General features: G+C 60.2%; 16 protein-coding genes and 1 tRNA gene. 5 read left to right on the top strand and 12 right to left on the bottom strand.

Features of this window, described 5'->3' with window-relative positions; translation table 11 throughout:
* Nucleotides 1-97 precede the first annotated feature (97 nt).
* From QZ964_RS05660 to QZ964_RS05625, 8 genes are all read right to left on the bottom strand, one after another.
* Complete coding sequence (locus tag QZ964_RS05660) at nt 98-517, bottom strand: hypothetical protein (RefSeq protein ID WP_292529773.1); 420 nt, start codon at nt 515-517, stop codon at nt 98-100.
* On the bottom strand, nt 514-1,056 hold the full coding sequence (locus tag QZ964_RS05655; RefSeq protein ID WP_292529771.1) for a hypothetical protein: 543 nt from the start codon (nt 1,054-1,056) through the stop codon (nt 514-516). The genes QZ964_RS05660 and QZ964_RS05655 overlap by 4 nt, the downstream gene beginning before the upstream one ends.
* Nucleotides 1,057-1,627: 571 nt before the next feature.
* Nucleotides 1,628-2,578 carry a winged helix-turn-helix domain-containing protein gene (locus QZ964_RS05650; RefSeq protein WP_292529768.1) on the bottom strand — a complete coding sequence of 317 codons (951 nt, stop codon included), beginning with the start codon at nt 2,576-2,578 and terminating at the stop codon, nt 1,628-1,630.
* A 198-nt stretch (nt 2,579-2,776) separates the two neighbouring features.
* Entirely contained in the window at nt 2,777-3,058 is a 282-nt protein-coding gene (locus tag QZ964_RS05645; protein ID WP_292529765.1) for a hypothetical protein, read from the bottom strand.
* 205 nt (nt 3,059-3,263) lie between these two features.
* Entirely contained in the window at nt 3,264-3,458 is a 195-nt protein-coding gene (locus tag QZ964_RS05640; RefSeq protein WP_292529762.1) for a hypothetical protein, read from the bottom strand.
* Nucleotides 3,459-3,794: 336 nt separating this feature from the next.
* A complete protein-coding gene (locus QZ964_RS05635; RefSeq protein ID WP_292529759.1) occupies nt 3,795-4,541 on the bottom strand; it encodes a hypothetical protein in 747 nt (248 codons plus the stop codon).
* A gap of 335 nt (nt 4,542-4,876) precedes the next feature.
* The gene (locus tag QZ964_RS05630) at nt 4,877-5,803 is read right to left on the bottom strand and encodes a hypothetical protein (RefSeq protein ID WP_292529756.1); all 927 of its coding nucleotides are present in this window, start codon (nt 5,801-5,803) and stop codon (nt 4,877-4,879) included.
* Between the two features lie 570 nt (nt 5,804-6,373).
* A tRNA-Ser gene (locus tag QZ964_RS05625) sits at nt 6,374-6,463 on the bottom strand.
* Nucleotides 6,464-6,544: 81 nt separating this feature from the next.
* Here QZ964_RS05625 and QZ964_RS05620 point away from each other — a divergent pair.
* Nucleotides 6,545-6,937: a hypothetical protein gene (locus tag QZ964_RS05620; protein WP_292529753.1), complete on the top strand. Its 393-nt coding sequence runs from the start codon at nt 6,545-6,547 to the stop codon at nt 6,935-6,937.
* 70 nt (nt 6,938-7,007) lie between these two features.
* Nucleotides 7,008-7,664 (top strand): peptide-methionine (S)-S-oxide reductase MsrA, encoded by a 657-nt coding sequence (gene msrA / locus QZ964_RS05615; protein WP_292529751.1) that lies wholly within the window; start codon nt 7,008-7,010, stop codon nt 7,662-7,664.
* Nucleotides 7,665-7,667: 3 nt separating this feature from the next.
* Here the strand turns inward: msrA and mepA are convergent, their stop codons facing one another.
* Nucleotides 7,668-8,594, bottom strand: coding sequence for a penicillin-insensitive murein endopeptidase (gene mepA, locus QZ964_RS05610; RefSeq protein ID WP_292529748.1), 927 nt, complete (start codon nt 8,592-8,594; stop codon nt 7,668-7,670).
* A 154-nt stretch (nt 8,595-8,748) separates the two neighbouring features.
* Between mepA and QZ964_RS05605 the strand changes: the two genes are divergently transcribed.
* From QZ964_RS05605 to QZ964_RS05595, 3 genes are all read left to right on the top strand, one after another.
* Entirely contained in the window at nt 8,749-9,300 is a 552-nt protein-coding gene (locus QZ964_RS05605; protein ID WP_292529745.1) for a L,D-transpeptidase, read from the top strand.
* 143 nt (nt 9,301-9,443) lie between these two features.
* Nucleotides 9,444-10,427, top strand: a complete 984-nt coding sequence (locus QZ964_RS05600) for a hypothetical protein (RefSeq protein ID WP_292529742.1) — start codon at nt 9,444-9,446, stop codon at nt 10,425-10,427.
* Nucleotides 10,424-11,359, top strand: coding sequence for a heparan-alpha-glucosaminide N-acetyltransferase (locus QZ964_RS05595; RefSeq protein WP_292529739.1), 936 nt, complete (start codon nt 10,424-10,426; stop codon nt 11,357-11,359). The genes QZ964_RS05600 and QZ964_RS05595 overlap by 4 nt, the downstream gene beginning before the upstream one ends.
* Before the next feature lie 128 nt (nt 11,360-11,487).
* Here the strand turns inward: QZ964_RS05595 and trpB are convergent, their stop codons facing one another.
* The 3 genes from trpB to QZ964_RS05580 all read right to left on the bottom strand — a co-directional run.
* On the bottom strand, nt 11,488-12,726 hold the full coding sequence (trpB, locus tag QZ964_RS05590) for a tryptophan synthase subunit beta (protein ID WP_292529736.1): 1,239 nt from the start codon (nt 12,724-12,726) through the stop codon (nt 11,488-11,490).
* A gap of 48 nt (nt 12,727-12,774) precedes the next feature.
* Complete coding sequence (locus QZ964_RS05585) at nt 12,775-13,422, bottom strand: phosphoribosylanthranilate isomerase (RefSeq protein WP_292529734.1); 648 nt, start codon at nt 13,420-13,422, stop codon at nt 12,775-12,777.
* A gap of 140 nt (nt 13,423-13,562) precedes the next feature.
* On the bottom strand, nt 13,563-13,705 hold a 143-nt coding region (locus QZ964_RS05580; protein ID WP_292529776.1), incomplete at its 5' end, for a hypothetical protein.

Here is a 13,705-nt window from a genome sequence, read left to right as displayed (position 1 = left end):
GGCGGGTGTGGCTGTGATGCGATGGCGCGAGGGATCAGCGTAAGCAACTAATTAATACGCTAAATCAACGCTTTACGCCACATCCGCCAGCCCAAAATTACCGCCTCGCTGAATAAGATGGGCTAATTTGCTGGATGAAGTGATGTATTTTAGTGCGTTCAATACCGTCGAGACCAACTGTTCCCTCTCTGTCGGCAATGGCCGCATGAATTCGAATCTGGATAGTGACGTGATCTACATCAGCAAGGAATTGTCTGTATGCGTCGATAAAGCTTATTCGGTTGCTGCCAAGTTTGGGAATTTCGAGGGCCGAAAGAGCCTCGATGCCGTATGCCTTTGCCGCTGCCGCGACTTTGTTCATGTATTCAAGGCGATACGTGTCCGCATCGAAATCACCATTATTCCGGTGCTCTTCAGTTTCCCACTCTTGCATTTTTTGCCTGAGAATTTCTTCAAATTGAACGAAGGCAAGTTCGGGATCAGAAGGAAGGCCGGATAGTTGGTCATCGGAAATCATGCTTTGAGCCTCGAAATCGTGCTGTGGCTGACGTTGTAGGACCGGCCAATATCGGCAAGCGTCTCGTCGCCAATTTTCGCGGCGATTTGATCGAACAAGGGGGGTCTGCCGGTTTCGACGACGGTCATCAGGAACAGCGCCTTGCCGCCGCTCTTTTTTTCCCAAAGCGCACCGACGTTGCATTTCTCTTTGCTGTCGTCGTTCGTTGCATAGACCTTGCCCTTGTGTTCCAGCGCCAGAATGCGCCCGTCGGTCAGCTCAGCCACGAAGTCGGGATAGAATTTGCCTTTCGCCAAGGGCAGCCAAAAACCACGGCGTTCGAGGTTACGCACCCAATGCTTGACCTTGCCAGTCATGTCGATGGCTTTGGCGCATTCGTATTCCTCGCCCTTGTTCTCCAGCTCCCCCACGGTGGCGTAATAGTGCCTCTGGAATTGGTAGGGGGTGCCGATATACGTCCAATGCGGGGCGTAGCCGGTCGGCGTAAAATCGAACTCGAAAGCGAAGCTGGTTTCGACGGCGGCCTCGGGGCCAAACAAAGATGCACTTCACGCGCCCGGCGTAGTAGGGAAGCAAGGCTTTCAAGGCTTCGAGATTGTCGCCCTGAATCAGCATATTCGGAGATTCAGCGTCTCCTGCGCTGTGAGTGTCGTCCGCCTCAAGCAGGCGGTAGGGAACAGCTTCGGCGGCTTTGACGTGCTTCTCCCGATCCAGCCATTGCAAAATGGGCATTCAGTTTCCTTCGGTCATTTTTTTGGCTCTTCAGTTCAGTTTAAGCTTTGACACAATGCTACAAAACAAGCTGAAAACACGGGAATTCATGCATTTCCATACCCCCGCCGCTCCTTACCGCGTTGCTGCGATGAAGGATAGCAAGCGGCTGTTCCGAAAGCGGAACGCCGCGTAGGGGCGGCATTCGCAACGACATCAAGCCCGACGCGAGAGTGTCGGGCTTGATCGAATCGCCGCGATACCGCGCTGACCCGATCTTTGAACCTTTCGAGGCGCTTTACCCGGAGACGAAAGCAGGGGTTGCTGTCGGGAACAGCCGCATGGCGGGCTTTAATATGGCGATTATCGAGTTGATAATCCCTCATTGCACAAAGCCACCTAATTGCGGAATCGCTCGAAGAATGATGGCTCGGCGACTAGGATTTTTTGTTCGTTCAATCCAATTTGGTAATTTTCGCAAATCTCTAATATCCGGTCGAGATCGACCAGTTCGATTTCGACTTTTCCTAGTGCCTTCGCTTCGCGCTTGGCGTCTTCAGAAAAACTCGTCGTCGTAAAGAAAATGCCTTTGGCAATGTGTCCGCCGATAGCGCCGCGAAAGCGCTGTATCTCTTCCGACGACACCTTGCGGCCCGAGCCGTCGAATTTCTTCGCTTGGAAGGCAATCGGCTGGGAGACGAATTCATTGATCCGCAACCGGCCGATTCCATCAATGCCCCCGTCCTTGGCATAGCGCGTCGTTTGCACATCCTCGACGCCGACGCGGGCCAGCAATTCCGAACAGAATTCCTCGAAACCGGCGGGCGTCATGCCGCCAATCAAAGCAATGAGCGCGGGCCGATGATCACTGTATGGCGAGGTTTGCGGCGACGGCGCAATCGCCTCATCTTCTTCGCCTATGGCGACGGGCTCCTTCTCGGCCGCAGAGTCGTGGATGAACGCCGTTTCTTTGCCAGCCGCAGAGAGCGTCTTCATTTCCAAAACGCGCTGGAAAATTGAATCGATGTCAGGCCCATCGAGATGGGCGTCCTTGCCCTTGTCGGTGAGCCGCCAGATGCCGTGAGAGGGAGAATCCAGATAACCAGTTTTGACGAGATAGGAACGCGCCCAAGCAATTTGGTTCTCGAATTTCAGTGAACCGGATTTCAGCGTGGCTGTTCGTTGCTCGTCGGACAGATTGAGCCTCTGCGCAATCACGTCGTAGATTTCACGCGGCCGAGCTTGGCCGCCTTTTTCGCGTAACACATCTAGCAGCGGATTCATGAACCGCAGGAACTCGGATTCATATTTTGGAGGCGTCGTAACGCCAGGGAATTGGGAGACGAGCATGGTCGCCGGCTCATGTGTCGGGGTGCCGATAATATGAGGCCGATATCGAGCCGTCACGCGCTCCAGAGCGCGCCCGCCCAATAATCGTCCGGCAGCGCGGTTTGGCGAGCGGCCGTCGAGCCATGCCAGCGATGACGGACCCGAGCGACGTGATGATTGGCGGCGGGAGGGTCGCGCGCTTATAACAGGACGTTTTTTTTAATAATAGTAATGGCGACGCCGCCAATAGGGGCGCGGCGCAGTAGCGGCTCCAATGATCGCTCCGCCCGCAGCTCCCACCGCACCTGCGGCCAGTGTCGGACCGGCAAGGCCTCCGGAGGCGAGGGCGCCAATTCCGGCGCCGCCAAGCCCGCCGATGACCCCGCCGCCTAGTGCGCGTTCTGCCGGCGTGTAGCAGCCATATAGCGGCAGAGAAGCCGCGAGAATTGTCGCCAAAACAACGGCTCTCTTCGCGGAGCGGCCAACAATAATGCTTTCCATATGAACGTCCTTGATCGATGCGGGCTTGTCGCCTCTTCGACGACAAACCCCTTCAATGCCGAGAAAGCCCCGATTTGCGCCATTATGATGGCCTTCGCCCAAGCAGTTTTTTGTGGACTGCTCTTAGCGGCCAATCCGGGGAATAGTCGCCACCGTAGATCGAGGGCGGGTGAAAGGGCGCCGTCACTAGCCTGGGAGGATTTGTTCAGCATTGGACCTTGATGACCAATTTCTTGGTGCGCGCGTCAACAACCTCGACGTCGGCCGCTCGCTTCGTCTCTTTGATCCGCTTTGCGACTGCAATGGCGTCGCGGACGTCATAAAAGCGGTCGTGTAGATTCTTGTCGATGCTGACTTCGAAAGGACATTCGACGAGCTTCGTCGGCGTTCTGACGTTCATGAGCTGCGATAGCCCTAGTAAGGCTTTCCGGTTAGATCTCGTTACCCGATAGCTCGGCCATTTTTCAAGCGGTTACAACCCGCTGGCGCCTGTGTCCGCTTGGCGGCCGCGTCAGCGTTATCGATCTTTGCTTGTTCCATTGTACGCGGCGGCGTAAAACCCGGCCAGTTTTAGGCTGACTTCCCGAACATTGATTCGGGAGGGTGGCCGGGGATGTTTGCGGTGGAGATTTACGCGGCGGTTCGACGCTTTGTTTTCATTGAGGGCAAGAGCCGGCGTGAAGCGGCGCGGGTGTTTGGACTGAGCTTTGCGGCGGCAACCCGGTTACGCACCTGATCATGCTGATTTAAGTGCTTCACGGGCCATCCGCATTTTCTCCCCAGGAGTGCCCTCGCCTCGGATAAAGTCGCCGAAATGCCCATTCCCCATAGAAGGATGGGATACATGCACGAACAGGACGTTCCCGGCGCGGTAAGCAACATCGTTGATCTTTTGAAGGCTTCCGCGCAAGCGTCCAATAGCAGCGCTCAAGTGCTCGATGTAGGCATCCGTGTTTCCGAGCAGGACGACGCGTTGCGTCGCATCTGGCAATCTCCCAATATGTTGATCAACGCAAGCGGACGTGAAGCGATAGCCCGCCGAACCCACCTTGAAAGCGGGAATGACATTCGGGCTATCTGCCGTGTGAATGCGTTTTTTGCGATCCATGCCCGTCAGTGAGCACCGGATTACGCTGGCAAAAGCGTATTCCAGCTCGTCTTTACAAAAACGATGCTCGAAGTCGGCGACAGTTTCGTTCTGCAGCAGCCCAACGGTTTGCAAGACTTGAAGCAATCTGTGGCGAATCCTCATGAACGCCACAGCATCGAAATGCCCGGTCGCGAAGGCATTGGATTGTGTGTTGCCCTTACTGACGCCGAGCACAAGCGTCGAGGGGGTCGAGCTGCCCCAGTGGCCGGGATCACGCACGAGGCGAAAAAGACCGGCTTCTTGAACGTTGGTCGCGACGTTCTTCCAACATCTGTCACAAGCCATGCGGCCGTGCTGGACGAGATTCGCACATGTTTGGTTGGCGGGTTCCATGCTGATTAGCGCTTTCTATAAGAGTTGTAAGCGATGACGCGGGCAGTTGGGCCATCAGTGATGGCGATGACGCCTTGACGTGTGGGCCATTGTCACAACGCTGCCGTTGTCGCCAATGATCGCGTAGACCTTGAGCCAAGGCTCAACTATACGAAGGCCGCGCTCTCCGCCGAGGTAATGTTTGAGACGTTTCCTCGCGGCCTTATCAAAAATGAGCTTCTCAGCGCCCCCGCAACGACGCTCGCTTCCGCAAGCCTCCAGCAGTTCGAAAATGAAGGCGGGAATTGCACGCTGCTGCCGGCGTGCCGCCGCATGCGCGCTGAGTTTCGTTGTCATCACTCGCCTCCTTTGTTCTGAGGAAGATCGCGGCGAAGAGTGACCTCAAGGGCTTTGCCCACAAACATTGGCACGTCGACATCCAGTGCTTTGGCGAGAATGGCGGCCGTTTCGCCGTCAAAGCGATATGTTCCATCGCACCACGCCTGCACCTGCTCGGCTGACCAGCCGAGTTTGGTGGGGGCTTGATCGGGACTACCGAATGCCGACCAAAGCAGTCTGCTAATAGTATTTCCTAGGCCTTCAGCCGTTTTTAGAGCCTCGATATGCTCGTGTAGAGGACGGTCTTCGATCAGCTTCTTCGGTGAGGGGACAAAGCCTCGACGGCCCGATAGCCACCGCAGGGCATCTTCATGGGCAACTGCTACAGGTTTCGACCCTGGCATGGCGCGAAGCCCGTTCTCGCTCTTGTCGGAAAGTGCGTTGCGAACTGCGCCTTCGCTCATGTTCGCCAGCAGCGCTAATTCGCGTGTCGTCAGGTCGTCGCGGTAGTCAGCCAGTTCGAGCTTCGCACGTGCCCAGATTGCGTCGACCACAGTTTGGCACTTGCCGTCGGCGCTCATGAACTCATGCGTCTCGCCGCCATCTCCTCCTTGTCCACCAGCCCGGGGAGTTCCAAGCATGAATGTGTTGAGGTCCTGGATCATCTCGAGGCCGAACCCGTCAAGAACATTCGGCCGGAAGGCATAGTCGTAGGCAGCCTCAAATGAGCCTGTGATGAGGAATCGACCAAGGTCGACCCGGGATGGATCTTCCTTCCAGTATTGGTCGGACTGGAATCCTATGAATGCGGTGGCTTGCTCGTTACCAGCCCCAGAAGCGATGTGGTCAGCCTCGAAGAGGAAAATCGTCTTTAGCTCGTCGAGCATCTCGGTTTTCGTGAACCGACGGTTAGCGGTTTCGGCTTTTGTAGGGCGACGGACCATTTATGAACTCCATGCAGCGTGTTTGCATGGCTGTGTGTAACCAAGGGCCGCTGCGCCGTCAAGCATATTATTAGAAACATGCTGCGTGTTTGCGCTTAAGCTCCATCCGGGCCGTCCCCAACGCTCCTTGCGAGCGGCACGGGGCCAGATCCCAAACGGCTGCTCGATTTCCCTCTGGTTCCCTCGGCCCTTTGCCGCGATCCACCGCCAACAAGCTCGCGGAAGTCGTCGCCGAGTCGGCCCGATAGCAGGCGTGCAAAACGTCCTGAGTCGTCGGCGCTACCTATTGCTGCTTGGGTTCGATTTTGCAAAGAAGTGCCGCTGCTAAATGACTGATTTTACTGGCGCCGGTTGCAGGATGCGAACCCGCGACCTACTGATTACAAATCAGGACGATACCCGGTCTAGGCAGTGCTGAGTGAGAGCTTGAACGGGACGGCGGTTGTGCAGCATGCCCAAGTGGCCGAATTCATCCGGTTAAGTCCAGGAAGAAATGTGGGTTAAAATGTTGGCTCCGAGAGTTCAATGTTCGTGAATACAATTTAATTACAATAGCATAACTACATAATCTGGCGGAGGGGGCGGGATTCGAACCCGCGATACGGTTTCCCGCATACACACTTTCCAGGCGTGCGCCTTCAACCACTCGGCCACCCCTCCGCGAAGCGCGCAATATATTCGCGCGCGCCCTAAACGCAATCGCCGCGCATGGACGGCGTTTCGCCGTCAAAGGAACGGCGCATGGACAGGCGCGGCGGCGGCGCCTATTCTTCCAGGCGCCGATTCCTGCCGGCGCGCCATTCGAACGAAGAGACCATGCTGCGACTCCTCACCAGACTGATCGGCCTGCTCCTGCTGGCCGGCGGCTTCATCGCCCTCATCGTCGACGGCACCCGCTCGATCGCCGCCGGGCGCCTGATGGTGACAAGCATCAACCGCGGAACGGCGGCGGTTTTTCCCGGCCTCTACCAATCGATGCAGTCGAGCGTCGAGCATGTCTCGGCCTATCTGTGGGACCCGGTGCTGACCACGCTGATGACGGCGCCGGTCAGCGTCGCCTTCGGCGGCGTCGGCGCGCTCCTCATCCTGCTCAGCCATCGCCGGCAGGCGCCGCTCTATTACGCCCGCCGCTAGAGTCCGGCGCGCCAAAGTCCAAAGGCGGCGCGATCTGGTTTAACGCGGGCCGCCGCACTATATCGGCGCCATGGCGATCTTCGACACACTCGATCTGTCCAGGCTGCTAAGGCCGATTCCCGACCGCGAAACGCCCGTCGCGCATGGCGTGCGCCATTTCGTCAATGGGAGCCCGCTCGACCCGCCGTTTCCGCTGGGGTCGGAACAGGTCCTGTTCGGCATGGGCTGCTTCTGGGGCGCGGAGCACAAATTCTGGCAGGCCGGCGACGGCGTCTATGTGACGGCGGTCGGCTATGCTGGCGGCGTGACCAAAAATCCGACCTATGAGGACGTCTGCAGCGGCCGAACCGGCCATGCCGAAGTCGTGCGCGTCGTCTATCAGCCGCCGGCGATCTCCTTCGAAGCGCTTTTGCGCCTCTTCTGGGAGGGCCATGACCCGACTCAGGGCATGCGCCAGGGCAATGACGTCGGCACGCAATATCGCTCCGTGATTTACGTTTCGACGCCGGAACAGCTCGCCGCCGCAAATGAATCACGCGACATATATCAACGGGTATTGACGCAGGCGGGGCTCGGCGCGATCACCACGGAAATCATCGATTCTCCGCCGTTCTATTACGCCGAGGAATATCACCAGCAATATCTCGCCAAGAATCCCGGCGGCTATTGCGGTCTCGGCGGAACCGGCGTTTCCTGCCCGGTCGGAACAGGCGTCCACGCCGGCTGAAGCCTATTTCGCGCGCAAAACCTCGCGGCAGGCGGCGGGCAATCCGGCCATCGACATTGGCGGCCAGCTTTTCGTCGATTTCTTCGCGTTCACAATCTCGTCCCGAAACCACCAGGCGAGCGAGGCGTCGCAGCCGTCGCCGTCGGGCGTCGGGTCCTGATCGCGGCAGTTCGAGCCGTTCGGGCAGTAAAGCCGAATATGGAAATGGTAATTGTGCCCCCACATCGGGCGCACCTTGCGCATCCAATTCTCGCCTTGCGCCGCCCGGCATAGCGCGCGTTTGATGGCGGCGTTGACGAAAATGCGCTGCACCGCCGGCTCCATCGCCGCGGCGCGGATCACGGCAAGATGGCCGTCGCTCCAGATATCGGAGCGAACGTCGAGACGATCCTCGCGCACGACGTCGGTCGACATCATCTCCTCGCGCTCTTCGCGGGTGAGTTCGCGGTTAGGCATCGGCGCAAGCCAAATGTCGGCGTCGAGGCCGATCTGATGCGACGCGTGGCCAGAGAGCATCGGCCCGCCGCGCGGCTGCGACATATCGCCGATGAGCAGGCCCGGCCAGCCCGACTCTTTCGCCGCTTTCGCCGAGAAATGCTTCAAAAAGGCGATGAGGTTGGGATGCCCCCAATTGCGGTTGCGCGACAGTCGCATCACCTGCCAATGGGGGCCGTTGATCGGCAGCGGCTCGCCGCCGGCGAGACAGCCGCGCGAATAGAAGCCGATCGGATCGGGATGAAGCGGCGCGGCCTCCTCGACGCGACCAAAGAGTTCGCGCGCCGGCGTTGCGGGACTCGACGGATTGGCGAGCGGCGGCAGGGGCTTGGGATCAAGCGTGCCTTTGTCCTGCGCTAGCGTGCCGCCAGCCGCAGCAAACGCCGCCAAGCCCAATAGCGCCGTGCATAACGCGCGCGATGTGCAACCTGTCATGGGCGTCTCGCCAATCTCCCAAGCCGCGTCGGCGTGAAAAGCTTTGCGCCTTATCCTTGCCGCGAAACCTTACCGCTTCATTTAGTTTGATGCAGCGCCAAGCCAGCGCAAGAATGCCGGCTCAGTCGCTTACGCGTTGCGTCAGGAGTCCGTCATGCGTTTTCCAGTCATCGCTCCCGCAATTGTTTTGCTTTTCGCCGCCACGGGCGCGGCGAACGCCACCGCGCATATTCATATCAACCTTTCAACGCAGACCATGCATGTCCAGTCTTCATCGGGCAGCTACTCCTGGCCGGTGTCGACCGCCCGCGCCGGCTATTCTACCCCACGCGGCTCCTTCGCGCCGACCGGCCTACAGGCCATGCATTATTCTCGCAAATATCACATGTCGCCGATGCCCCATTCGATCTTCTTCCGCGGCGGCTACGCCATTCATGGCTCCTATGAAACCGGCATGCTCGGCCGTCCGGCCTCGCATGGCTGCGTGCGCCTGTCGCCAGGGCACGCGGCGATGCTCTATCAAATGGTGCAGAATGAAGGCGGTAGGATTTCGATCGGCGGCGCGCCGCCGCGCGGCCATTATTACGGTAGCGCGCGGCATGGCGGCGGGGTCGCCTATGCAGCCTCGCGCGGCCGTCAAAGCTACGGCGGCGGGCGCGGGACCCCCGATCCTTTCGCGCTGTTCTTTGGCGGAGGCTATGACTGACCGAGGCGAGGGCCTGTCTTGAGCGAGACAGGCCCTCGCACACCTTGTTTTCGCCTTTTGCGGCTCCTTAATGGATCGCGACGCTTGCCGCGCGCCGCCGTCGCGCGCGATAAGGACGCAAAAAGCGACAAGGAATCTTCCGCTTGACCACAAGTTTCGATCGACGCCGCTTCCTTCTGGGAGCCGGCGGCATGGCCGTCGCCGGCTCCGCCTCGGCGGAGCCTCTTGAAGCGGCCGAAGAGCTGCAGGTGCGGGTTGAGAACAATTCGGCGCCGGAACTCTGCGCCGAAAAGGACAATATCGAGCTCGACTTCATCTCGCCCCGCTTGCGCAGCCTGCAAATTCAGGCGGTGCATCCCTCCTATATCAACACCATATCCTCCGACCGCTGGGCGCCCGACTGGTCGAGCTGCGATCTCACCGTCGATCCCAAGGCGTTTTCACAGGCGCGTCGCAAGACCTTCTGGGAGACGCCGGAATTTTGGCTCACCGGCTACACCTTTCCCTCCTTCTGGCGGCCGAATGACGTGCCGGTCCGCGTCGGCGACTCGGTCGAGCGCGGCTTTCATCTCATTCAATTCTGGATGTGGCATCGCGAGCGCGCCGAAGAGATCATGGTGCTCTATCCGCCTGACGGCTATTGGCGAGCGCGGCCGCTGCCCTTCGACGACATGCGCTGGACCGCCTATGGCTCGTCCTTTCTCGTCGGTCCGGTCGAAACTCAGGAGCGGCCTATCGTGGATCTCGAGGAGATCGTTTTCGAGCCGCAAACTCGCAGCGTCGTTCTCAAGTTCCAACGCGGCGGCGAAGGCCGCATCTCGATCAAGAGCGTCGACCAGGACCGCCTGACGCTCGACGTCTCGTTCAGCCAGGCAATGCCGAACGGATTGCCCTTCGCGGCGCTGCGTTCGATGTACGCGATGGAGACGATGAGCGACGCGGCCATCGTCGCCTGGCGCAGCAAGCGCGGCAAGGGCTGGGAGGAAGCGCCGGTCATTCGCTTCCCTGGCGCCAGCGCGACGGAAGTGTGGGTCGGCCGCCATCTGCCGTCGCGCCATAATCTTTCGGCGCCCGACATGGCGTTCAGCAAATTCCAGGGCGCGCCGCCGGCGGCCGCGCGCCGATGATTCAGGGCCGTTGGTGGGCGCTGGACGCTGCGCGCGGCCTCGCCGTCGTGGCGATGATCGTTTTTCACGTGATCTGGGATCTCGCGCATTTCGGCTATGCGCCGGCGAATCTTCCCTGGTCGACGCCCGTCAAACTATTCGGCCACTCGATCGCGTTCGCGTTCCTCTTTATCGCCGGCGTCGCTCTCGTGCTGGCGCATCGCAGCCACATCCGCTGGCCTGCCTTCTGGCGCCGCTTGGCGATCATCGTCGCGGCGGCGGCGCTGGTGACGGCGGGCACCTATGTCGCCTTTCCGAAGGCCTATGTGTTCTTCGGCATTTTGCATTGCATCGCGCTGGCCAGCCTGATCGCCGTTCCATTTCTCCTCGCTCCCTGGCCCGTCGCGCTCGCGGGCGGCGCTTTCTTTCTTGTCGGCGGAGAATTTTTCGCGTCGTCCGTCTTCAATGCCGATTGGCTGCAATGGGTCGGACTTTCGACCAGCGAGCCGCTGACCGAGGACTGGCGTCCGCTCTTTCCGTGGGCGGGCGCGCTGCTGCTCGGCGTCGCGGCGGGAAAACTCCCTCTCCCCGTTTACCGGGAGAGAGCAGGGGTGGGCGGCCCTCTCCCCACAAGTGGGGGGAGAGGATGGCTTCCCTTTCTCGGCAGGCACAGTCTCGTCATCTATCTCGCGCATCAGCCGGCGCTCTTCGCGCTTTTTCTGGGGCTCGCCTATCTTGCGCCGCCCGCCATCGACACGACGGATTTCGTCGCCTCATGCGAGGCGCGCTGTTTTGAAGAGGGCGGCGAAGGCAAGCTGTGCCGCGACGCCTGCCAATGCACGGCGCAGGAGGCGATCAATAGCAAGGCGCTCGCCGGAGTGACGGACGAGGCCGAGCGCGGGCGCCGGTTGAATGAGATCGCGCAAAGATGCGTCTCGAAATTGGATGAATAGGCGCGTTTTCCTTCTCCCGCTTGCGGGAGAAGGTGGCCCGGCGAAGCCGGGTCGGATGAGGGCCCTCACCCGTCACGCGTTCCGGGTGACACCCTCTCCCACAAGCGGGAGAGGGTTCCCGCCGCCTTTCACATGCCGCCTAGATGCTCGGCGACGGTGAAAATGTCCTTGTCGCCGCGGCCGCACATATTCATCACCATCAGATGATCGCGCGGCTTCTGCGCCGCGAGTTCGAATACCTTGGCGAGCGCGTGAGACGGCTCCAGCGCCGGGATGATGCCTTCGAGCTTCGAGCAGAGCTGAAAGGCGTTGAGCGCCTCCTTGTCGGTGGCGTTTAGATATTTCACCCGGCCGATCTCATGCAGCCATGAATGTTCGGGGCCGATGCCGGGGTAATCGAGCCCCGCCGAAATCGAATGGCCTTCGAGAATCTGGCCGTCGTCATCCATCAACAGATAGGTGCGGTTGCCGTGCAGCACGCCCGGACGCCCGCCGGTGAGCGACGCTGCATGGCCGTTCGGCACATCGACGCCATGACCTGCCGCCTCGACGCCGTAGATCTCGACGCTGGCGTCATCGAGAAACGGGTGGAACAGCCCGATGGCGTTAGAGCCGCCGCCGATGCAGGCGACAAGCGAATCCGGAAGGCGCCCCTCCATCTCCTGCATCTGGACGCGCGTCTCATTGCCGATGATCGACTGAAAATCGCGCACCATCGCCGGATAGGGATGCGGCCCCGCCGCCGTGCCGATGCAGTAGAAGGTGTCGGCGACATTGGTCACCCAGTCGCGCAGCGCCTCGTTCATCGCGTCTTTAAGGGTGCGCGCGCCGGACTGCACGGGAATGACTTCAGCGCCGAGCATCTTCATGCGGAAGACGTTGGGCTTCTGCCGCTCGACGTCGACGGCGCCCATGTAGACGACGCAGTCGAGGCCAAAGCGCGCGCAGGCGGTGGCGGTGGCGACGCCGTGCTGGCCGGCGCCGGTCTCGGCGATGATGCGCTTCTTGCCCATGCGGCGCGCGAGCAGGATCTGCCCGAGCACATTGTTGATCTTATGCGCGCCGGTGTGATTGAGCTCGTCGCGCTTGAAATAGACCTTGGCGCCTTTGCCCTCGCCCGCGCGCTCACGCACATAGTCGGTGATGCGCTCAGCGAAATAGAGCGGCGAGGGGCGCCCGACATAATGCTTGTGAAGGCCGGCGAGCTCCTCGTGAAAAGCCGGATCGGTTTTTGTCTTCTCGTATGCCGCTTCAAGATCGAGCACGAGCGGCATCAGCGTTTCGGCGACGAAACGGCCGCCGAAAATGCCGAAGCGGCCGTTTTCGTCCGGGCCGGCGCGGAAGGAATTGGGAAGCGGCTTGTTCACTTGCAATCCTCGGAAGAGATTTCGGCCTTATTAGACCTTGACGCGCCGCTATGAAAGCCGAGCGGCGGCCACAAAGGCGGCGATCTTCGCCACGTCTTTGACGCCACGTTCGCGCTCGACCCCAGACGAGACGTCCACCGCGTGGGCGCCGGTTATGCGCATCGCTGCCGCCACATTCTCTGGATCGAGTCCGCCTGAAAGCATCCAGTCTTTGGCGGCGACGCCGCGAAGCAAATTCCAGTCGAATGCGACGCCGGCGCCGCCGGGAACCGCTGCGTTCGGCGCAGGCTTGGCGTCAAACAGAATGACGTCGGCGACGCCTTCGTAGAAGCGGGCCGCCTCGACGTCGCCGGCGGTCGCGACTCCTACGGCCTTGATCACGGGCAGGCCAAAACGGGCTTTTACTTCCGCAACCCGCGCCGGCATTTCCTTCCCATGAAGCTGAAGATAATCTGGCGCGAGCGCGCTGACGATGTCTTGAAGCGTTGCGTCGTCGGCGTCGACGGTCAGCGCGACTTTACTGATTTGCTGCTGCGCGAGAAGGCCGAGCGTGCGGGCGCTCTCCAGATCGATGTGCCGGGGACTTTTCTCGAAGAAGACGAAGCCCGCCATGTCGGCGCCCGCCTCGATCGCCGCGGCAAGCGTCTCGGGTGAGGACAGACCGCAGATTTTTACGATCGCGTCGCGTTGTGTCATGGCCACGCTTGTCGCGGCCATCCACGCCAAGCCGCCGTTGCAATTTGCAAGGTTCGCGCGCCTCTCAAACGTGGATGGCCGGCCCAGGCCGGCCATGACGCGGAAAAGGGTCAGATGTCAGCTCACCCTCTATTATCAGCTCACCCTCGATTATACGCGTCCTCGAAGCGGACGATGTCGTCCTCGCCGAGATAGGAGCCGGTCTGCACTTCGATCAGCTCCAGATCGATCTTGCCGGGATTGGTCAGGCGGTGCTTGCTGCCGATCGGCAGATAGATCGATT

It is taken from the genome of Methylocystis sp. (assembly GCF_021731785.1).
Classification (GTDB): domain Bacteria; phylum Pseudomonadota; class Alphaproteobacteria; order Rhizobiales; family Beijerinckiaceae; genus Methylocystis.
This window is presented reverse-complemented; position numbering and strand designations above follow the sequence as displayed.

What these genes read in the sequence shown, in the direction of transcription:
- QZ964_RS05605 (WP_292529745.1), top strand. Translation starts at nt 8,749, where the DNA reads ATGCGTTTTCCAGTCATCGCTCCCGCAATTGTTTTGCTTTTCGCCGCC.
- QZ964_RS05635 (WP_292529759.1), bottom strand. Translation starts at nt 4,541, where the DNA reads ATGGAACCCGCCAACCAAACATGTGCGAATCTCGTCCAGCACGGCCGC.
- msrA (WP_292529751.1), top strand. Translation starts at nt 7,008, where the DNA reads ATGGCGATCTTCGACACACTCGATCTGTCCAGGCTGCTAAGGCCGATT.
- QZ964_RS05620 (WP_292529753.1), top strand. Translation starts at nt 6,545, where the DNA reads ATGGACAGGCGCGGCGGCGGCGCCTATTCTTCCAGGCGCCGATTCCTG.
- QZ964_RS05630 (WP_292529756.1), bottom strand. Translation starts at nt 5,803, where the DNA reads ATGGTCCGTCGCCCTACAAAAGCCGAAACCGCTAACCGTCGGTTCACG.
- QZ964_RS05585 (WP_292529734.1), bottom strand. Translation starts at nt 13,422, where the DNA reads ATGACACAACGCGACGCGATCGTAAAAATCTGCGGTCTGTCCTCACCC.
- QZ964_RS05595 (WP_292529739.1), top strand. Translation starts at nt 10,424, where the DNA reads ATGATTCAGGGCCGTTGGTGGGCGCTGGACGCTGCGCGCGGCCTCGCC.
- QZ964_RS05650 (WP_292529768.1), bottom strand. Translation starts at nt 2,578, where the DNA reads ATGCTCGTCTCCCAATTCCCTGGCGTTACGACGCCTCCAAAATATGAA.
- mepA (WP_292529748.1), bottom strand. Translation starts at nt 8,594, where the DNA reads ATGACAGGTTGCACATCGCGCGCGTTATGCACGGCGCTATTGGGCTTG.
- QZ964_RS05640 (WP_292529762.1), bottom strand. Translation starts at nt 3,458, where the DNA reads ATGAACGTCAGAACGCCGACGAAGCTCGTCGAATGTCCTTTCGAAGTC.
- QZ964_RS05645 (WP_292529765.1), bottom strand. Translation starts at nt 3,058, where the DNA reads ATGGAAAGCATTATTGTTGGCCGCTCCGCGAAGAGAGCCGTTGTTTTG.
- QZ964_RS05660 (WP_292529773.1), bottom strand. Translation starts at nt 517, where the DNA reads ATGATTTCCGATGACCAACTATCCGGCCTTCCTTCTGATCCCGAACTT.